The 19,955-nt window shown below is 55.3% G+C and carries 12 protein-coding genes, 3 tRNA genes and 3 rRNA genes; 12 read left to right on the top strand and 6 right to left on the bottom strand.

Translation table 11 applies throughout. The annotated features are described in order from the left end of the window. Positions 1-4: 4 nt before the first annotated feature. The 3 genes from RBT76_04260 to RBT76_04250 all read right to left on the bottom strand — a co-directional run bounded on the left by RBT76_04260 (position 5) and on the right by RBT76_04250 (position 3,785). Positions 5-1,075: a hypothetical protein gene (locus RBT76_04260; GenBank protein ID MDX9856977.1), complete on the bottom strand. Its 1,071-nt coding sequence runs from the start codon at positions 1,073-1,075 to the stop codon at positions 5-7. Further along, entirely contained in the window at positions 1,072-3,261 is a 2,190-nt protein-coding gene (locus RBT76_04255) for a hypothetical protein (protein ID MDX9856976.1), read from the bottom strand. Before RBT76_04255 ends, RBT76_04260 begins: the two co-directional genes overlap by 4 nt. A 188-nt stretch (positions 3,262-3,449) precedes the next feature. Further along, entirely contained in the window at positions 3,450-3,785 is a 336-nt protein-coding gene (locus RBT76_04250) for a hypothetical protein (GenBank protein MDX9856975.1), read from the bottom strand. A gap of 782 nt (positions 3,786-4,567) precedes the next feature. Here RBT76_04250 and RBT76_04245 point away from each other — a divergent pair. The 5 genes from RBT76_04245 to rrf all read left to right on the top strand — a co-directional run bounded on the left by RBT76_04245 (position 4,568) and on the right by rrf (position 9,842). Next, positions 4,568-6,119 (top strand): 16S ribosomal RNA (locus RBT76_04245). A 157-nt stretch (positions 6,120-6,276) separates the two neighbouring features. Next, positions 6,277-6,353 (top strand) — tRNA-Ile (locus tag RBT76_04240). Positions 6,354-6,367: 14 nt separating this feature from the next. After that, positions 6,368-6,440: transfer RNA gene (locus RBT76_04235), tRNA-Ala, on the top strand. A 162-nt stretch (positions 6,441-6,602) separates the two neighbouring features. Next, positions 6,603-9,615 (top strand): 23S ribosomal RNA (locus tag RBT76_04230). Positions 9,616-9,725: 110 nt separating this feature from the next. Then, positions 9,726-9,842, top strand: a 5S ribosomal RNA gene (gene rrf / locus RBT76_04225). The 16S, 23S and 5S rRNA genes sit together here with 2 tRNA genes alongside, the layout of an rRNA operon. Positions 9,843-9,902: 60 nt before the next feature. Here the strand turns inward: rrf and RBT76_04220 are convergent. Beyond that, a complete protein-coding gene (locus RBT76_04220; protein ID MDX9856974.1) occupies positions 9,903-11,099 on the bottom strand; it encodes an IPT/TIG domain-containing protein in 1,197 nt (398 codons plus the stop codon). Positions 11,100-11,243: 144 nt separating this feature from the next. Between RBT76_04220 and RBT76_04215 the strand changes: the two genes are divergently transcribed. Continuing rightward, on the top strand, positions 11,244-13,046 hold the full coding sequence (locus RBT76_04215) for a cation:proton antiporter (protein MDX9856973.1): 1,803 nt from the start codon (positions 11,244-11,246) through the stop codon (positions 13,044-13,046). 6 nt (positions 13,047-13,052) lie between these two features. On the opposite strand, the gene RBT76_04210 is transcribed toward RBT76_04215, so the two are convergent. Then, entirely contained in the window at positions 13,053-13,667 is a 615-nt protein-coding gene (locus tag RBT76_04210; protein MDX9856972.1) for a YiiX family permuted papain-like enzyme, read from the bottom strand. A gap of 141 nt (positions 13,668-13,808) precedes the next feature. Between RBT76_04210 and rlmB the strand changes: the two genes are divergently transcribed. From rlmB to lexA, 5 genes are all read left to right on the top strand, one after another. Continuing rightward, the gene (gene rlmB / locus RBT76_04205) at positions 13,809-14,393 is read left to right on the top strand and encodes a 23S rRNA (guanosine(2251)-2'-O)-methyltransferase RlmB (protein ID MDX9856971.1); all 585 of its coding nucleotides are present in this window, start codon (positions 13,809-13,811) and stop codon (positions 14,391-14,393) included. Between the two features lie 85 nt (positions 14,394-14,478). Continuing rightward, entirely contained in the window at positions 14,479-15,075 is a 597-nt protein-coding gene (locus RBT76_04200) for a YceI family protein (protein MDX9856970.1), read from the top strand. A 375-nt stretch (positions 15,076-15,450) separates the two neighbouring features. After that, entirely contained in the window at positions 15,451-15,948 is a 498-nt protein-coding gene (locus RBT76_04195) for a metal-dependent transcriptional regulator (protein MDX9856969.1), read from the top strand. A gap of 221 nt (positions 15,949-16,169) precedes the next feature. Further along, on the top strand, positions 16,170-18,251 hold the full coding sequence (fusA, locus tag RBT76_04190) for an elongation factor G (protein MDX9856968.1): 2,082 nt from the start codon (positions 16,170-16,172) through the stop codon (positions 18,249-18,251). A 170-nt stretch (positions 18,252-18,421) separates the two neighbouring features. Next, a complete protein-coding gene (gene lexA, locus RBT76_04185) occupies positions 18,422-19,039 on the top strand; it encodes a transcriptional repressor LexA (protein MDX9856967.1) in 618 nt (205 codons plus the stop codon). Between the two features lie 28 nt (positions 19,040-19,067). On the opposite strand, the gene RBT76_04180 is transcribed toward lexA, so the two are convergent. Beyond that, a complete protein-coding gene (locus tag RBT76_04180; protein ID MDX9856966.1) occupies positions 19,068-19,355 on the bottom strand; it encodes a hypothetical protein in 288 nt (95 codons plus the stop codon). Positions 19,356-19,809: 454 nt separating this feature from the next. Here RBT76_04180 and RBT76_04175 point away from each other — a divergent pair. Continuing rightward, positions 19,810-19,882: transfer RNA gene (locus tag RBT76_04175), tRNA-Thr, on the top strand. Positions 19,883-19,955 lie beyond the last annotated feature (73 nt).

Genomic DNA, 19,955 nt, shown 5'->3' with positions numbered 1-19,955 from the left:
TCCGTTAGAACCGCTTGGCGCCGGCGTTCTTGATAGAGTCAACTTTTCGCTTCTCTTCCTTGCGGGCCGCTTCATAGACCTCCATACTCTGGAAGGCAGTCGGGAGATATGAATCGGGGGGATGATCGCCGTAGTTGAAGAGATTCCCGATGAATCGCAGAGTGCTGTCGTTGTTGAAGACGAAGTCGAGCGGTATAACTTGCTGCTGCTCGGTCTCGACTGTCCTGAAAGTGAATGACAAGTACTGAGGTCCGTTCACGGCCAAAGGGACGAACCCAGTGCGAAATTCTTCCTCCTCACCTCTTGTGAGCGACTTCACCGCCGTTGTAGGTTCACCAAGTACGCTAATGCCTCGCCTCCGAAGTTCAATCCTGACCGAATCAGCGATGCTCTTGATTGCGTTGACACGGCAGGAGATGTACGAGGTGTCTCCAATTCGGGGGACAGGTGTAATAACGCACGCGAAACGCAATGCATCATAGGGCGGAGCATTTGATGCGGGGTATGGTTCAAAAGCGATACTGTCACCCTCAAAGAAGATGGCAGGGTAGTTGATGCCTTTGTAAGCTCGGGTTCCTTTTTGAGTGGTATCGGCTGGATTACCCAGGTAGAGAAGGTTGCCGTCAACGTCAAAGGTCCAGCTAACCCCAAGCGCCCCGAACCGTTGATCGATCAGGTGAATGGCGAAGGAGCTGTTTCCTGCCATTAGCGGTGTTATTTCGAACTCACCTTTAAATGGTTCGTTGGTGTAAATTGGTGCCGGCCAGACAAAGAGCGTATCTGAGACTTCCACCCGGTATTCTTCGAAGGCAATGTGCACCAGGGTGTCACGTTCGAGGGGGTTATCGCCAATGTAGTTGGCCACGGAGTTGAAGTAGATTTCGAATCGAACTCTCGTCTTCTTCAGCGGTTCCGGCAGACTCTCAAAATAGACCGTGCCGGAGATTATCCGAGGGGCGTATCTCAAACCAATCTGGTCGAAGGTGTGGAATTCTATGGTCTGGTTGATCTGCGCCTGCGATGCTGAGAATGTCAGTAGCGCCAGGCCGGTTATGGTAATAAGGAAGTATTTCATAGGTCACCATCGTTCTTCATGGTTTCAGTCGGCTCGCTCGGCTGTGACGAGAATTCGGTTGTCCGGTCCGCGCGACTGTTGTATGTGGCGCTGGTATCGATGTCGTATACTATACTTGATGCCTGGCAGAAATCGGAGTCTGTCGTCAGGTGATTGTCTCGAAAGATATTGCATATCTCAGTGCGCATTGGATCGAACACCAGCGAATCGGTGAACCACGGATTGGCCGGGTCGTGAAGCATTCTGTCCAGGAACGTGCGCAGCGCCCGCGTCTGTTGACCGCCAGTGCGGTAGTTGAAGATGCTCTTCATGATGACTTCGAGCATATACTGCGGACTGCGCACAAGGTCATCTTCGGCGATTGTTCGCGAAGCAGGCGTGGTCCGGTTGTCATATAAGTCGTACAGTATACTTGCCACGCAACCTTCGACGCTATCCGCCTCGTACGTCGTCGCAACATTTGAGTCCGTCCCCTGCCAGTACTGGTTCGTTTCCAGATGATGAGGGCCGGTCAGCCCCGTAGTTGATCGGAGCAATTCGTCCTTGGTGGATATCCCATGGACGAACTCCGAGAACCCCTCATCGAATGCGAAAACCGTATCGGTGACCGAATTCCGCCAGTGCGGCGAAGAACTGGGCGCCGGAGGCCGCACCACGTTGTTTTGTAGCATATACATGGCTTGATGCCCAAGCTCATGGCAGGCGATCTGATTAACATACTCCGACGCAGGCATTACGATCACTGGATTGAGGCCAGCCAACCCCCAACCACTGAGGGTGGCGGTCCCGGATGTATCCATGTAAACATCAACGAGACTTCGGAAATCCCAGCCCGCCAAACTGAACGGTTCAACCTGAGACAACAGGGAGTCGGTAGTGAAGAGGTCGCGAGTGATACGCAAGGCAGGATAGAGTGCGTCAGGGCTGACGAAAGTTGAGCTATCAATAAGGAGGGTGATTGTATGTTGTGCTGCGGTTGCAGTGGTGTTGGTGTTGAACGATCTGCGGAAGTACCCGCTCGTGCCATAGTTCTTGACAGGCAAGTACGGCGGTGGTTGTTCTGAAGAGATTCGAGCATATATATCGAAGTTTCCTGAGGCTATTTCAGCCGTGTAGTGTCCATTGGCATCTGTGGTGACCTGGGCGAGGACCGTGGTTGTCCAGCCGGGGCGCACGAACTCAAACTGAAACCCAGCGAGGTTCTGGTAGGTGGCAGTCAGTGGATCAAGTAATGATAACTGACCTTCTAGATGCACTGACCAAAGCAGCTGCAAAGGGGAAGAGCAGTTGTTCCACGGACCGCCCGAGGGAGAATGTGGTAGTTCCTGCGAGTCGTCAATGACGGCGAACACGTTCATAGCCCCTGATTGAGGACCATTGATTGTGAACGTTTCCGAGACTGTTTCGTATGGAGCAATATCATCCCAGACACGATTAGATCTATCGACTGACGAATAGCACGTGTGTGGCGTCCACTTGAGGTCAACGTCGAACCCATACTCGAACTTGGATCTTGCATACAAGCTATCCGGATTATTGTTTCGCCAGTTCACAGTAATGGTTGCTGAGTTCTGGGGGTATACTGTGCTGGTCGTCACGTTTGTAAGCTGGAGATCCCACTCGTAGGGCGTGTACGTGAGCGTAATGGTCACTCCCTGCACCCAACCGAATCCCTCGCATTGGTCAATAGCCGAAGGTCCCATTATCAGAACGAACTTGTCTTTGGAATCGTTGTGGAAGTACCCTTCCTCTGCTTCTCCGTAGGAGTGAGCATCTCCTCGGAGCACTATTGAGCCGGATTCGGGGTAAAGCCCGTTGGTTCTCACGTAGAAATCCCAATTGACGCTGTAATCCATTGGCTCGACCTTGACATCTATGTAACCATAATCTGCATAGAAGTAGTACACCAAAGTCGGCATTTGGGAAGGGCTGCAATCGACCCACTGGTTGATTATGTGCTGTCTGCTAAAGAGTGTCTGTCGTGGGCCGAGATACGTGGTAGAATCGCCTGGGATGTACAGCGGGTATTTCTGGGTCGAATCCGCATTGAATCCGTACGTGGCCAAATACTCCAGCCGGCTCATAGTTGTGTCTTCTGCCGCCGCAGTAAGGCTGGCTGAGGACAGGCAAGAGATCAGGCCGCAAAGCAAGAAAGCAAGCCGCCACTGAACGGGTTTTTCCAACATCAGGTACCTCCCCTGAACTGATTATTGTTTGTCTGATGGGGAAGATGGACAATGATGCTGAGGCTGGATGCCTCCCCCGCATTTCAATCATCGTGCGGTGAATCACCGCTCGCTCTTGTAAGCTAATGCCTTCTACCGCCGAGTGTCACGCGGAAAGTCTGTTGTTATTGCGTGCGATGCGGAAATACCTACCCGCAGTGCTCGCTTTTGTCGCCGCAGCTGGCGCAGCCGCCGGCGCCCTCAACTTTGATCGTAAACCCCGACCGGTCGTCCATCGTGATGTAGTCGATTCGGATCCCCTTGAACTGCGACAGAAACTCGCGAAGTTTCGGGTCGATATACGCTTCGATTCCGTTCGCTTCGATCCGCTCCAGTTCGTCGACTTTGGTGTCGACTGTCAGGCCCAGCGATGGTCCGGAACAGGCCATGCCCTGGAAGAAGATGATCAGGTGGTTGTCTTTGCCACGGTCGGATTCGAAGAACTTGTGAAGCTCTTCACAGGCCTTGTCAGATACTGCCAGCATACTCAATACACCCTCAGAGGTTGAAACTACTACCGCCCAATATATGGAGGATTCTGCGGGAACGACTTGACAAAAATCAAAAAACTCCGATCGCTCGACCCCGCTGACCGGGGCGACCCATATCGGTTCGGGGCGGGAGCCCATAATCGTGTCAATTATTGTCGGACGGCGGTGCCGGCAATCCGGGGCCGCGAACGGACACCAATGAGTCGCGGTCGATCACGAGGTTCCGGGCGGGGCGCGAAAAGCCAGTTTTTTTGAGGATATGAGACGGCTTGGCGTTGCCCGAAATGGGCTGCGGGTTGCGGTTTTTCAGGGGGCGGGGTATCGGGACTAATGAACTTGCAGACCGCGGTTTACAAAAATTTAACGAAAGGGCTTGACAAGGTTCGGCTAAAGTATTAGTCTTGTCGGCCGATTCAAAAGACGGCCATCGAATACGGGAACAACGCCATATCGACGGTTGTTTTAGTTGAGCCGGCAGGCGGCCCGGAAGGGTCGCACCGGATCACACCGGATTAAAAAGTCGAAAAAAAGGTCTTGACAGACCGACCGAGCCCCGGTATACTGGGCATCTGCCGACAGAAATGTCGCGCAGGTTTTTTTTCGACCGAACAAGTTCTTTGACAACTAAATAGCCATGCTAAAGACGGGCACATGCGACCGCTCGCATGTGGCGAGGTCTTTCGCAAAATCCTTTGATTTTGTGTATTCCGAGTGAATGTGTTCAACAAAAACGACACGTTCGTATTGATAGAGTCGACTTCAAACGATTCGAAATATTTACGGAGAGTTTGATCCTGGCTCAGAACGAACGCTGGCGGCGTGCTTAATACATGCAAGTCGAACGAGAAATTCCGGCTTCGGTTGGAAGAGTACAGTGGCGAACGGGTGAGTAACACGTGGATAACTTGCCCTTGGATCTGGGATAATCCCTCGAAAGGGGGTCTAATACCGGATAACATCTCCTGGCGGCATCGCCGGGAAATCAAAGGCGGAGCAATCTGCCGTCCAGGGATAGGTCCGCGGTCCATTAGCTTGTTGGCGGGGTAACGGCCCACCAAGGCGACGATGGATAGCCGGCCTGAGAGGGTGATCGGCCACACTGGGACTGAGATACGGCCCAGACTCCTACGGGAGGCAGCAGTAGGGAATATTGCGCAATGGACGAAAGTCTGACGCAGCAACGCCGCGTGGGTGATGAAGCTTCTTGGAGTGTAAAACCCTGTCAGAGGGGAAGAAACGTGTGAGGAGTAACTGCCTTGCGCCTGACGGTACCCTCAGAGGAAGTCCCGGCTAACTCCGTGCCAGCAGCCGCGGTAATACGGGGGGGACTAGCGTTGTTCGGATTCACTGGGCGTAAAGGGCGCGTAGGCGGACCCTCAAGTCGGGTGTGAAAACTGACGGCTCAACCGGCAGCTTGCATCCGATACTGTAGGTCTTGAGTACGGGAGAGGAAAGTGGAATTCCAGGTGTAGCGGTGGAATGCGTAGATATCTGGAAGAACACCAGTAGCGAAGGCGGCTTTCTGGACCGATACTGACGCTAAAGCGCGAAGGCTTGGGGAGCAAACAGGATTAGATACCCTGGTAGTCCAAGCGGTAAACGATGGGTACTAGGTGTCGGGGGTCTCGACCCCCCCGGTGCCGCAGCTAACGCACTAAGTACCCCGCCTGGGGAGTACGATCGCAAGATTGAAACTCAAAGGAATTGACGGGGGCCCGCACAAGCGGTGGAGTATGTGGTTCAATTCGAAGCAACGCGCAGAACCTTACCTGGGTTTGACATGCTTAGGACCGCCGGTGAAAGCCGGTTTTCCCTTCGGGGACCTTTGCACAGGTGCTGCATGGCTGTCGTCAGCTCGTGCCGTGAGGTGTTGGGTTAAGTCCCGCAACGAGCGCAACCCTCGTCCATAGTTGCCATCAGGTTATGCTGGGGACTCTATGGAGACTGCCGGTGACAAGCCGGAGGAAGGTGGGGATGACGTCAAGTCCTCATGGCCCTTACACCCAGGGCTACACACGTACTACAATGGCCGGTACAGAAGGTTGCAAGACCGCGAGGTGGAGCCAATCCTCAAAGCCGGCCTCAGTTCAGATTGGAGTCTGCAACTCGACTCCATGAAGTCGGAATCGCTAGTAATCGCTGATCAGCAGGCAGCGGTGAATACGTTCCCGGGCCTTGTACACACCGCCCGTCAAGCCACGGAAGTTGGGAGCACCCGAAGTCGCTTGCCTAACCGCAAGGACGGCGGCGCCGAAGGTGATACTGACGACTGGGGCTAAGTCGTAACAAGGTAGCCGTAGCGGAAGCTGTGGCTGGATCACCTCCTTTCTAAGGAGTACGGTGTGCACGCCGGTCTCACGGACCGGTATCGCATCCAGGTCGAGCCTCGAGACATGCATCTTGGGCGATTTCGTGTCGCCCGCTCTTTAGCTGGCTGTTTAGATATAAATGACGTTACTGCCGTAAGGCGGTGGCCTACGTGGAAGGGCCTATAGCTCAGTTGGTTAGAGCGCGCGCCTGATAAGCGCGAGGTCAATGGTTCAACTCCATTTAGGCCCACCATATCTGAGAATTTCGGGGATGTAGCTCAGTTGGGAGAGCGGTGGCTTTGCAAGCCACAGGTCACCGGTTCGATCCCGGTCATCTCCATGACAGCTATCGAACGCAAGTTCGCGTGTGATAGAGCCCGCCGGTGGCGGGCAACGGTTCTTTGACAACTACATAGTTTCTGCTGTAATAAACGGTTTGCGCATCTTCCAACAGGCTGCGCAGATTCGTTGCATCTATAGGTATGCTCTTAGGTGAGTTATCGATTAAGCTACTAAGGGCACGCGGTGGATGCCTTGGCACAGAGAGGCGATGAAGGACGTGGTAAGCTGCGATAAGCTCCGTGTAGCTGCAAACAAGCGTTGAAGCGGAGATGTCCGAATGGGGTAACCCGACCGGGGTCATGCCCGGCCATCATGCACTGAATACATAGGTGTATGAAGCGAACGCAGGGAACTGAAACATCTAAGTACCTGCAGGACCAGACAACAATAGTGATTCCCCCAGTAGCGGCGAGCGAACGGGGAAAAGCCTAAACCGGATTGCACGTCAAAGCCAGGCGGCGTTGTGCTTCCGGGGTCGTGGGAGTCGACCGGGTGGGCGCCTGATCACCCAGAGAGTTACAAACCGTATGTATAGGCGAAGGTTCTGGAAAGTTCCGCCAGAGCGGGTGATAGCCCCGTAACCGAAATGCATACGGCTCTCGTCGAATTTCCCAAGTAGGGCGGGACACGTGGAATCCTGTTCGAATCCGCCAGGACCATCTGGCAAGGCTAAATACTACTCTGTGACCGATAGTGAACTAGTACCGTGAGGGAAAGGTGAAAAGTACCCCTAGCGGGGAGTGAAATAGTACCTGAAACTGCGTGCTTACAAGCGGTCGGAGGAAAGTCGTATCTCCGGATACGTCTGACTGACGGCGTGCCTATTGAATAATGACCCGGCGAGTTACTCTTCTGTCGCAAGGTTAAGCGAAACACTCGCGCAACCGCAGCGAAAGCAAGTCTGAACAGGGCGATTGAGTGGCAGGAGGTAGACCCGAAACCAGGTGATCTATGCATGGCCAGGATGAAAGTCCGGTAACACGGACTGGAGGTCCGAACACACCAGTGTTGAAAAGCTGGGTGATGAGCTGTGCATAGGGGTGAAAGGCCAATCAAACTTGGAAATAGCTGGTTCTCCCCGAAATGCTTTTAGGAACAGCCTCGGGCATGAGTGTGGCGGAGGTAGAGCACTGAATGGGCTAGGGGCCCCACAAGGTTACCAACCCCAATCAAACTCCGAATGCCGTCACATGCTTCCCGGGAGTAAGGCAGTGTGGGATAAGCTTCATTGCCAAAAGGGAAACAACCCAGACCATCGGCTAAGGTCCCCAAGTCATGCTAAGTGGTAAAGGATGTGGATTTACTTAAACAGCTAGGATGTTGGCTTAGAAGCAGCCATCATTTAAAGAGTTCGTAACAGATCACTAGTCTAGTGAATCCGCGCCGATAATTCTTGGGACTATGCATGGCACCGAAGCCATGGGTTTGCACTTTGTGCAAGCGGTAGGGGAGCATTGTCTGGCGGTTGAAGGCGAGTCGTCAGGCTCGCTGGACACCAGACAAGAGATTATGTCGGGACGAGTAGCGATAAAGCAAGACTAGAAACTTGCTCACCGAAAGCCTAAGGTTTCCTGGGCAAGGTTAAACCTCCCAGGGTTAGTCGGATCCTAAGACGAGGTCGAAAGGCGTAGTCGATGGAAAACAGGCTAAAATTCCTGTACCTGTGGAGTCGCGTTTTAAGCTATGGGGTGACGCAGAAGTGAAAGGTCAGTCGGCGAATGGTTGTGCCGGTCTAAGCCCGTAGGCGGGAAGCGCAGGAAAATCCACGCTTCTAACGCCGAGAGGTGATGGCAGGGGACCTAGTCCCCAAGTGACCCTAATCAGGCTGCCAAGAAAAACCTCTATGCTAGTTACTCCGCAGTCCGTACCGCAATCCGCCACAGGTAGGCGAGGAGAGTATCCTCAGGTGCTCGGGTGAACTCATGTTAAGGAACTCGGCAAATTGACCCCGTAACTTCGGGACAAGGGGTGCCACTAGTAGGTGATGTACTTCTCGTATTGAGCCGAACGTGGCCGCAGAGAATCGATCGCGGTGACTGTTTACTAAAAACACATGTCTCTGCTAAGTCTCACAAGACGACGTATAGGGACTGATACCTGCCCGGTGCTGGAAGGTTAAAAGGAGATGTCAGCTCGCTTCGGCGGGCGAAGCGTTGAATTGAAGCCCCAGTAAACGGCGGCCGTAACTATAACGGTCCTAAGGTAGCGAAATTCCTTGTCGGGTAAGTTCCGACCTGCACGAATGGTATAACAACTGCGGTACTGTCTCAACATGAGGCCCGGTGAAACTGTAGCAGCGGTGAAGATGCCGTTTACCCGTATCGGGACGGAAAGACCCCGTGAACCTTTACTACAGCCTGACATTGGCGTTGGGTATTGTGTGTGTAGCATAGGTGGGAGGCTTTGAAGCTGGTCCGCTAGGATCGGTGGAGCCGCCGGTGAAATACCACCCTCATGCTATCGAACGTCTAACCTTGAGCCTTGAACCAGGCTCAGGAACAGTGTCAGGTGGGTAGTTTAACTGGGGCGGTTGCCTCCCAAACTGTAACGGAGGCGCGCAATGGTTCCCTCAAGCCGGGTGGTAATCGGCTGTAGAGTGTAAAGGCACAAGGGAGCTTAACTGCGAGACTGACGAGTCGAGCAGATGGGAAACCAGGTCTTAGTGATCCGGCGGTTGTGCATGGAAATGCCGTCGCTCAACGGATAAAAGGTACTCCGGGGATAACAGGCTGATCTCCTCTGAGAGTTCATATCGACGAGGGGGTTTGGCACCTCGATGTCGGCTCATCACATCCTGGGGCTGGAGAAGGTCCCAAGGGTTTGGCTGTTCGCCAATTAAAGTGGTACGTGAGCTGGGTTTAGAACGTCGCAAGACAGTTCGGTCCCTATCTGATACGGGCGCAGGAAACTTGAGAGGAGCTGACTCTAGTACGAGAGGACCGAGTTGGACCGACCGCTAGTGCACCTGTTGTGACGCCAGTTGCATCGCAGGGTAGCTACGTCGGGAAGGGATAAGTGCTGAAAGCATCTAAGTACCAAGCCCACCTCGAGATTAGGTTTCCCAGACGCAAGTCTCTGAAGGCTCCTGGAAGATGACCAGGTTGATAGGTCGCAGATGTACGCACAGTAATGTGTTCAGTCGAGCGATACTAATTGCCGTGCGGCTTAATCGTATAAATTACGATCAACGCTCTTCTAAGAGTAAGCCGTAGAACCGCGCGATCTGCGCGCCTGTTGGGCGATGCATGCCAAACCGCATCGCAGCAGAAACTATGATAGATATTCCGGTAGCGATAGTGACGGGGAAACACCTGTTCCCATTCCGAACACAGCAGTTAAGCCCGTTTACGTCGATGGTACTGCATGGGAGACTGTGTGGGAGAGTAGAACGCTGCCGGGTTTAAATAGAAAGCCCCGATCTCTCACGAGTCGGGGCTTTTTCATCGAATCCACTCCGGGCCTACGGCTGGGGCTGGCCGGTGGTCAGCCACCAGATCATGTAGCCGTTACCGAACCCGCCCGCCGCAATACACACCCGGTCGTCGCACGCAATTTTCGGCACCGTCGTCGGCACCGCGGGGAACTCGGCATGCCGGGCCCACTGCGGACCGCCGGTCGACCAGATCAGGCCGTCGTCGGTATGGACGAGAAAGATGTCGCCGGTCCAGCTCACGCCCAGGAAGTCGGCATTCGGGAAATCGCGCGGAGTAGCTTCGGAGAAATTCTGCGAGTCATACGAATACATCACCGCGCTCGGCTTGACGATCATCAACAGCTGGCCGGTCCAACAGGCCGCGCGAAGAGCCGGCGCGGTCAGATTGCAGAATTCGCCGGACCAATTGAGACCGTCGGTCGAGACCCAGATCTCCGGGCCGCCGGAATAAATGACGAAACGATCGGTGTGAACAAACACGGCCGGAGCGACCGTGTCGGGGAGGTCAACCTTCTGCCACGCGAGACCGTCGGCCGACGTAAGGACAAACCCGCCCTGCCGGGGCACTGCGACAGCGGCGTCGGCCGACGCTGCCAGCAGATAACCGCCGATCGACGATGTCGAGAAGTCTATGACCGTATCGACAAGACCCTCCGGTTGAAACGTCCGCACCTGCGAAACACCGTATGACGCGACAACCCGGTCACCGAAGGCGACTGCCGCATAGTGCGTCGTAGTACCGCGGCTCCTGTCGGCCCAGGCCCCGGCCGAACCGGCCATGGCCAGCCCGTCATCGCCGACAATTACGAAGTAATCCGCGAAGCGGACGATATCGTTGATGTGTCTCGTCGACGGTCCGGGGGAGACGTGCTGCCACCGGACCGTGAATACTTCACGCGCCGCGCTATTGGCTGACCCGTGTGTCAACACCGGCCGCGCCGTGGTAGCGCCGCCCGGAACCCGGAACCTGAGCAGAGAATCGCTGCTGAAGATCGGTGCGATAGAGCCGTAGCCGATGCGAAGCGACAGGGGGCCGGCCGTGGTCTCGAAGTCACGCCCGTATATTGTTACGGTATCGCCTACCTTACCCGATGTTGGGGTGATCGAGTCGAAAAGGCTGGCGCCGGTGTCGGGCCCGGTCGGCTCGTCATCATCGCCACACGCCAGCGATAACAGCACTGTCATCAAGCCGGCTATGAGAAGTGTGCGTAAGCGGATAAACATACGACCTCTCCGTGCATCGTGCGTGTTACAGGCAGTATACGAAAGCGGGCGGTATCTTCAAAGGGTATCTCGTTTTTATTGCTTCAGTGCGCTCACGCTGTACCTTGAGGGTAGAAGCGTACCGCAAGTGGGAATCAGGCATCCATGTCCGAACACATAATCATCGGTCTTGGCAGCATAATCGTGCTGGGCATTCTGGCCCAGTGGCTGGCCTGGCGTCTGCACCTGCCTGCCATTCTCTTGCTCCTGCTGACCGGGTTTTTCGCCGGACCTGTGTTTGGCCTGTTGCATCCCGACGAGTTGTTCGGCGACATACTTTTCCCGATTGTTTCCATGTCGGTAGCGGTCATTCTGTTCGAAGGTGGGCTCAGTCTTCATTTTCAGGAGGTTCGCAAGGTCGGCGCGGTGGTGACGAGCCTTATTACGATCGGCGCCCTGGTGACGTGGGTACTGTCCAGCTTTGCAGCGCACTTGATCGTGGGCTTGCCGCTGGGCCCGTCGCTGCTTATCGGTGCCGTCCTGGTGGTGACTGGGCCAACCGTCATCATTCCGCTTCTTCGTCAGGTGCGCCCGCTCGGGCGGATCGGATCGGTCGTCAAATGGGAAGGTATTGTCAACGACCCGATCGGAGCCATTATCGCCGTTATCGTGTTCGAGGTCATACTTGAAGGCGGTCTTCGCGAAGGTATCGGCATTGTCATCCCGGCGGTTTTGAAGGCCGTCTTTTTCGGGGGCGGACTCGGACTGTTCGGCGCCGCCATCATGGTACTGCTCCTGCGGCGTTATTGGGTTCCGGATTTCCTTCAAAACCCGATTTCCCTGGTACTGGTCCTGCTGGTTTTTATAGCTGCCAACGCCATCCAGACCGAATCCGGGCTGCTGGCCGTGACCGTTATGGGCATCGCACTGGCAAACCAGCGGTTCGTCTCTGTCAAGCACATCCTTGAGTTCAAAGAAAACCTCCGCGTGCTGCTGATAGCGGGACTGTTTGTTATCCTGTCGGCCCGGCTGCCGATTGCGGAACTGGCTCCCGGAAGTCTCGCCAACTGGGTATTTGTCGTGGTGCTGATTGTTCTCGTGCGACCGGTTTCCGTGGCGGCGGCGACCTTTCGTTCGAAGCTGTCGCGTGCTGAGAAACTGTTTGTAGGCTGGATGGCTCCGCGCGGGATCGTGGCAGCCGCCGTGACGTCAGTGTTCGTGCTGCGCCTCAGCGATGCCGGTCATCCGCAATTCGAGCCGCTGGTGCCGTTGATCTTTCAAGTCATCGTCGGCACGGTCGCCGTCTATGGTATCACGGCCGGCCCGGTTGCCCGGCGGCTGAAGATATCGCAGCCCGATCCTCAGGGAGTCCTGATCGCGGGGGCGCACGCCTGGGCACGCGAACTGGGCAAATTGCTCAATGACCTCGGTATTCAGGCGGCCCTGGTCGACTCAAACTGGAACAACGTGACCGCGGCGCGCAATCTGGGCCTGCGTGCGCATTACGGCAGTATTCTGGCTGAAGATGTCCTCAACGAACTCCAGCTTGATGGTATAGGTCGGCTCATTGCCGTGACGTCCAACGACGAAGTCAATTCGCTTGCCGCCCTGCATTTCGTGGAGTTGTTCGGACGATCCGAAGTCTATCAACTGCCGCCGAGCAGTACTGCCAGAAAAGACAGGCGCAACGAGCTGCCTCGCCACCTGCGCGGTCGTCTTCTCTTTACCAGCGAGGCGACCTATGCGGTTCTGTCGGGACGATTCCAGCGCGGAGCCGTGGTCAAACGAACATCCATCACCGACGAGTTTAATATGGATCGTCTGCGTTCGATATACGGCTCCACTGTGATTCCGTTGTTCATAGTTACATCTTCGGGCGTCCTGCAGATGTATACGCTTGACGGCAAACTGGCGCCGCGCCCGGGCGATACGCTCGTCAGCATAGTGGACCCCCGGCCCGAAGAGTAAGCGCCGTTACTTCCTGTACACGAGTTCTACCAAAGGTGAGTTGTAAAGGTCGGACGGCGCTACGACCATACGGTCCAGCGGTACTAAGTCGCCGTAGCGTTCGGCGAGTTTCTCTCGCACGACCGGATTGTCCAGCGAGTAATCACCGATCGGTCGGCGGGGACAGAGCTCAATGGCCGCCCCCTCGGAGTAGATCTTCCAAACCAGTTCCGAGCAGTAGAAGCGATCATCGCTCCACTCGAACAGCGCATCGTAGTCGCGTCCCATCACCGCTCGGCCATACGATTTCATGGCATCGATTGCCGCAGGGGAGAGCTGTTTGTCGCCATCCCGAAGCCGCATGACCACATAGTGGCTGTCAATGTCTCGACCGATCCACTCCGTCAGCGGCGTGATTGTGACCGGTTGCACCGCTTCCCAGACCATCGGCCGATCACCGTCGAAAAACACGACACCGCAGTGGCTGTACTCCGAGCCGGTGGCGATTTTAATCGCTTCGCTTTGCGAGGAGGCGAAGTCCTGGAAGAGAATGTCGCCGTCGCGCAGCGTGTGCCTGTCGACCGACGCGCAGGCCGACAGCACAAGTGCCGGCAGGACAAAGATCAGTATTTTGGCAGACATGGTTCATCCTCGACGAAGGTTTCCATCAATATACGGTTGTCGGAATCTTATTGTCATATGCAATTGCCTCCCGAAACTCCAGAAAGACGTTGCACCGGGGTTGCCGTCGGCATTCATTGGAGTAACACTAGAGGAGTCAAGATGCCAAAGAGATATGGAAATAGTCGTACCGGGCCGCGAGTCAATCCGCATGCCAACCTCTCCGCCGAGGTGGGAGCGCGATCCGAAGATGAACTGTTTGTCCTGCTCGAGAAGGTTGACCGGCCCCTGTTGCTGGTCCTTGACGGCATCACTGACCCCCACAACCTTGGCGCTTGCCTGAGGTCGGCCGATGGCGCGGGAGCGCATGCGGTCGTCATACCGAAAGATCGATCCGTATCGATGACCGCGACCGTCCGCACCGTGGCGTGTGGAGCTGCCGAGCACGTGCCCCTTATTCAGGTTACCAATCTGGCTCGATCGCTCCGTGAGTTGCGGCAGGCCGGCGTATGGCTGGTCGGCACCGTGATGGACGCAGAGCGCACAATCTATGAATGCGATCTTACCGGGCCGACTGCTCTGGTGATGGGATCGGAGGGGACCGGCATCCGGCGATTGACCCGTGAGTCCTGTGATTTTCTCGCCAGCCTGCCGATGCACGGCCGGGTTGAAAGCCTGAATGTCTCGGTGGCTGCCGGCATCTGCCTGTACGAGGCCGTCCGACAGAGAACGCACGTCGGACGATAGTCATCCCCTTGGGAACAAACGCTGGCGGGTGGCCGTTATCGAAGGATAATCCAATTGAAACCGCTGTTGAAACAGGAGAAGAAGTATGTTGAAACACGTTTTGCCTGCGATTGTCGGAACGGGCGTGATTGCCGCCTCAGCCGTCGCGGCCGACTGGAAGCTCGATGTGACACACTCGGAAGTCGGATTCACCGTGCGTCATATGGTGGTGTCGAAGGTCAACGGGCAGTTCACCGAATTTGATGGCGTGATAACCGGGTTTGACGGCACAACGCTCGAGGGCGGCGCGGTTACCTTTACCGCAAAGTCCGCTTCGATTAACACCGATAACGTCGACCGCGACAAACATCTGAAATCTCCGGACTTCTTTGCTGTCGAGGAACACCCGGAACTGAAGTTTGTGTCGACCAAAGTCGTGCCTGGCGAAGGAAATCGCTTCCAGCTCATGGGTGATCTTACCATCCGTGGCGTGACCAAGCCGGTGACCTTTGACTGTGAATTCAACGGCGTGGTTACCGACCCATGGGGCAACACGCGCGCGGGATTTTCGGCGACCGCTGATATCAACCGGCAGGACTTCGGTGTGTCGTGGAGCAAGAGCCTCGATGCCGGCGGGCTCGTCGTCAGCGATAACGTGCAGATCAATATCGAGATTGAGGCCGTTCAGGCCAAAGAAGGCTGAGGACAACCGGTCACTTTAGTCGAAGACCCGCCGCCGGCGGGTCTTTTTTTGTGATGCTTTGTGACAACCGTAACTTGTCTTCACGGTAACCCGAAGCATGAAATAGTTCTTACAAGCCCGTACCCCGACCAAATTCTCGATCTTGGATCATCCTAGCTTTGTGCTAGCCCTTGAAGGGATGAGGCAAGCCAATTGTAGTGCATTATGGCATAAGCAGATGAGAGCCGTCGTGGGGGACACCTGCGTGGTGCGAGATTCGAGCGTGGGCTCAAAGAAACACTTGACGCAACTTGGAGCTTGTTATATAATTCACAAGACAGTTAGTGACTATACATTGGTTTGAGCATTAAAGCATCCTGACGGTAGGTTACGACTATGGACGAAGTCTGGAAAAAATTCGACGAGGCCGAGTTAAGTCACAGCGGTGTTCATCACCTGATGGCCGTCCATGAGCTTCACAAGCAGCACGGTTACGCACGGGGTATCGACATCGCGCGCTATCTCGACATCACCCGGGGTTCGGTGTCTGTCACTCTCGGCAAGCTGAAAGCCAAAGGATACTTGACAGAGGATAACAACAAATTCTATCGGTTGACGGTCAAGGGGGTCGATGCTGTCAATTCTGTGTTGGACCGCCGCCGCACTATCGAACGCTTCTTTCGAACAGTGCTTTTGGTCGAGGGAGACCGGGCGCAGGAGGATGCGTGTAAGGTGGAACATCTGTTGAGTCCGCAAACGACCGGGAAGCTTCTCTCGTTCATGGAGTTTCTGCTTTCACCGCAGCCCGAGGCCAGCCGCTTTTTGTCTACTTATATGGAACGGAATGGACTGCCGACTGATCAGAGCGTTGCCGCGGCCAAATCCGCCAGCTGATTGTCGCTGCTTTTCCGCCGCATAGGCCACCGGGCACGGCGAGCATGGGCGATCACCGGTTTGACGCTGCCGTCGAATCCGTCAAGACCGTTGTGCTGCATATCTATCCGCCCAAAACCGATTGACAAGGCTACGTTGATAGTATATTCTTGAATTCTTGTCTTTTTGACCGATCCCGTCGGGATTCCCGATCGGGCTAACTACGCTATGGAGGTTCGCTGGTGAAGCAGTATACTACCGATAAGATTCGAAACGTCTGTCTGGCCGGTCAGCGCGGCTCCGGGAAAACGTCGGTCGCCGATTCAATCGCCTTTCACACCGGCATCAACAACCGAGTCGGACGGGTGGACGACGGCAGTTCTCTGCTGGATTACACTGAGGCCGAAATCGGCCGGAAAACGTCGGTGACCTCCAAGCTTCTCGCGTGCGAGTGGAATAACGCAAAGATCAACCTGCTCGATTGCCCGGGACACGCGGATTTTGTCGGTGAGCTGCTCTCTTCGGCCAAAGTTGCCGACGCTGTTGGATTTGTGCTTGATGCCACGGCCGGCGTTGAAGTGGGCACGGGTCTGCAGTGGAAGATGCTTGAGAAATACCATCTGGCCAGGTTCTTCTTCGTGAATAAGATAGAGAAGGAGAATGCTCACTGGAAACAGAACGTAGAGTCGGTCAACGCCGCGTTCGGTAAACAGGCCGTCGCAGTACAGATCCCTATCGGTGAAGCCGAGAAGTTCATTGGCCTGGTTGACCTGCTCCACATGAAGGCGTATACCTTCGAGGGCAACGAGCGCAAGGAGATTGATGTTCCGGCCGATCTGAAGGACGATGTTGCTGCCGCCCGCGAGGCGTTGGTCGAAGTGGCGGCGGAGTCGGATGACGCCCTCCTCGAGAAATTCTTTGAAAACGGCAACCTCTCCGAGGAAGAGGCGCTGATTGGTCTTCGCAAGGGCATACGCTCCGGCAAGCTCTATCCAATTCTTTTTGGCTCGGCTGCGGCCAACATTGGAATACGCGTTCTGCTTGACTTTATGGGCGAGTATCTTCCGTCTCCGGATCAGATGCCCGCGGCCAATGCTGTCAAGACGGGCAAAGATGACAGCGTCCAGGTTTCACCTGACCCGTCCGGCAAACATCTCGCGTTCGTATTTAAGGTCTTTTCCGAGGGCCACTTGGGGGACATGACGTTCATCAAGGCCGTCTCCGGGACCGTGTCGCAGGGACTGGAGCTGTACAATCAGCAGACATCCACAGCCGAACGAATCGGTCAGCTTTATACTTTTCAGGGGAAGAACCGGATTGAAGTCCCTGCGGTACCTGCCGGGGACATCGGCGTGCTCGTAAAGCTGAAAAATACTCACATTGGCAATTCTCTGACTGATAAGGACTTTGGCGTATCGGTAAAACCGCTGGTTTATCCTAATCCGATTATGGATGTAGCCGTCAAGTCCAAGAACAAAGGTGATGAAGAAAAAATTGCGACTGGTCTTTCCAAGTTGCACGAGGAAGACCCGACATTCAGACTCGTCCCTGATGCCGCCCTGCGCCAGCAGGTTCTCTGGGGACAGGGCTCGACCCATATCGAACTGTTGGTGGAGAAGCTCAAGAAGCGTTTTGGTGTCGACGTCGAGCTGATAAAGCCCAAAGTGCCGTATCGAGAAACGATCAAAGGCAAAACCGAACAGCAGTACAAGCACAAGAAACAGAGCGGCGGCCGCGGTCAGTACGGTGATGTCTATATCCGAATTGAACCGAATGAACGGGGCGCAGGATTCGAGTTCGCCGATGAAATCACCGGTGGTGTGATTCCGGGCAAATACATACCGGCCGTCGAGAAGGGTATTGTGGAGTCACTGGATCGGGGCGGACTGTGCGGTGCACCGGTCGTTGACGTCAAAGTGGCACTGTATTTCGGCTCCTATCACGATGTTGATTCATCGGATATGGCTTTCAAGATTGCCGGCTCGATGGCGTTCAAAGAGGGCTACCTGAAATGCAAACCGGTAATCCTTGAGCCGATCTACAACATTGAGATTCTGGTTCCCGAGGACTTCACCGGCGACGTCATGGGCGACCTTTCGTCGCGTCGGGGTAAAATCGCCGGTATGGATCCGGAGGGAAGATCTCAGCGGATTCGCGCCACGGTACCTCAGGCAGAGCTCTATCAGTATTCTGTGGACCTGCGTTCCATGACCCAGGGTCAGGGGTTCTATTCGATGGACTTCTCACATTACGAAGAGGTCCCGCACGAGGCTGCACAGAAGATAATCGCCGAGGCCCAGGCCGAAAAAGAGGCTGAGGGCTGACCATCGGCAGAATGATCTATGCGTCGCGGCGATCCGGCATCCGGATCGCCGCTTCTCTTTTGGATAAACGTGAACTCAGCAAGCGGACTTTTCCACAGATTTGTTATTGACAGGTGAACAGGTGGGCAGTAACCTGTAAGCAGGAAGGACGAAAACGCAAGGGAAGCCCAATGGTAAAAGCCAGGCTGACAGACAAGCAGCGCGCGATTTTCCAGTTCATTCAGGACCGCATCGTGTCCCGAGGACACGCGCCCACCATACGGGAAATCGGCGAGGCGTTTGGTATTCGATCCACGAACGGTGTCCGCACGCACATAAGCGCCCTCCTGAAAAAGGGATTACTGAAAAAGCAGGAGTTTATCTCGCGCGGGCTGGAACTGACCAGGCCATTGGCAGGGCAGGTGGGCCGGGTTCCGCTGGTAGGCTCGGTTCCCGCGGGATCGCCGATTGACGCGATCGAGAATATCGAAGGGGAAATCGCGGTAGACTTCACGTTCCTGCCGTCGGGCGATTCTTTCTCGCTGAAAGTCAAAGGCGACTCGATGAAAGACGCGGGTATTCTCGACGGCGACGTTGTCGTTGTCAAAAAGCAAGACACGGCGCAGAAAGGTGAAATCGTCGTGGCGCTGATAAACGGCGAAGCGACCGTCAAGCGCTACGTGCCGCAAAAGACCCGGGTAGTCCTCGAGCCGGCGAACGATTCCTTCGCCCCGATCATCGTGGAGAGGAGTTCGGGAGAGTTCCGAATCGCCGGCAAAGTGGTCGGGCTCCTGCGTCGATTGGGGTAGTGGACCCGCGTCACTGTGATCAGGTTAGTCAACGAAGCCGGCCGATACCGACGGCTTTGTCTATTAGTGCATCCATACTCGCAGCGAACTCCCAGTCGTAGTTGGGCGTCTTTCGGTACGCATCGAGTAGTTGCCAGAAGGCCAACAGGAGTTCCGGAGCCGATCGGATCAGGTGGCAATCGCCGCAGCCTCGAAAATCTTCCAGGTCTCTGTTCCACAGTACGCCGTCGCCATCGGCGACCTGGCACACAAGACGGTCGTCGGCTGCGAATATGCGGTCTTTGTCAATACGCCAAGGGGCTGGTGAGTGCTGCAAATTCTCCCTCCTATTTTTGAAGGCGCTGCCGGGTCGACTGGCGGTGCTGTTTCTTTACACCAAGTCAGGTCCGTGCGCGCCGTTGTTTGGGCCTCGGCGGTCAAGCCGTCTCGTTAACCGCATCGACCGCCATCGAAGCTGCGCGATCGTAAGGAACCGAAGCGTTTCTCAGCTGTAAAGATGCGAAACTGAAGCGTCAGTTCATGTCCTTTTGGAACTGGAATCCGAATAACCGGTTGTTGCTCTGGCCTGAAAGAAGAGCTGCTCGTTCTGCGCGTCAGCCGAATCGGCGGGGCAGAGGTTGAGGGCAATTCACGATTGGTTGCCGTACCCGTGTTCCTGCAAGTGACCACAGCGCAATCGCCCTAACTCCCCAAACAAAGGCCGATTGAATGTATATTTCCTTGACAGAGTGGAAGGCCGGCCGTACGTTTGCGCGGTACAATCACGAATAGCCACCGTAGCTCAGTTGGTAGAGCAGCTGATTCGTAATCAGCAGGTCCGCAGTTCGAGCCTGCGCGGTGGCTCTTTTTGCTTCCGGTAAGAATCCCCGGTCACCACGCCGCCCGCAAAATCACCGATCAGTCTACTTGTTTCGGA

The organism is Candidatus Zixiibacteriota bacterium (assembly GCA_034003725.1).
Taxonomy (GTDB): domain Bacteria; phylum Zixibacteria; class MSB-5A5; order GN15; family FEB-12; genus WJMS01.
The sequence above is the reverse complement of the archived record's forward strand: the minus strand, read 5'-3'. Positions and strand labels throughout refer to the sequence as shown.

What these genes read in the sequence shown, in the direction of transcription:
- RBT76_04260 (MDX9856977.1), bottom strand. Translation starts at nt 1,075, where the DNA reads ATGAAATACTTCCTTATTACCATAACCGGCCTGGCGCTACTGACATTC.
- RBT76_04255 (MDX9856976.1), bottom strand. Translation starts at nt 3,261, where the DNA reads ATGTTGGAAAAACCCGTTCAGTGGCGGCTTGCTTTCTTGCTTTGCGGC.
- RBT76_04250 (MDX9856975.1), bottom strand. Translation starts at nt 3,785, where the DNA reads ATGCTGGCAGTATCTGACAAGGCCTGTGAAGAGCTTCACAAGTTCTTC.
- RBT76_04220 (MDX9856974.1), bottom strand. Translation starts at nt 11,099, where the DNA reads ATGTTTATCCGCTTACGCACACTTCTCATAGCCGGCTTGATGACAGTG.
- RBT76_04215 (MDX9856973.1), top strand. Translation starts at nt 11,244, where the DNA reads ATGTCCGAACACATAATCATCGGTCTTGGCAGCATAATCGTGCTGGGC.
- RBT76_04210 (MDX9856972.1), bottom strand. Translation starts at nt 13,667, where the DNA reads ATGTCTGCCAAAATACTGATCTTTGTCCTGCCGGCACTTGTGCTGTCG.
- rlmB (MDX9856971.1), top strand. Translation starts at nt 13,809, where the DNA reads ATGCCAAAGAGATATGGAAATAGTCGTACCGGGCCGCGAGTCAATCCG.
- RBT76_04200 (MDX9856970.1), top strand. Translation starts at nt 14,479, where the DNA reads ATGTTGAAACACGTTTTGCCTGCGATTGTCGGAACGGGCGTGATTGCC.
- RBT76_04195 (MDX9856969.1), top strand. Translation starts at nt 15,451, where the DNA reads ATGGACGAAGTCTGGAAAAAATTCGACGAGGCCGAGTTAAGTCACAGC.
- lexA (MDX9856967.1), top strand. Translation starts at nt 18,422, where the DNA reads ATGGTAAAAGCCAGGCTGACAGACAAGCAGCGCGCGATTTTCCAGTTC.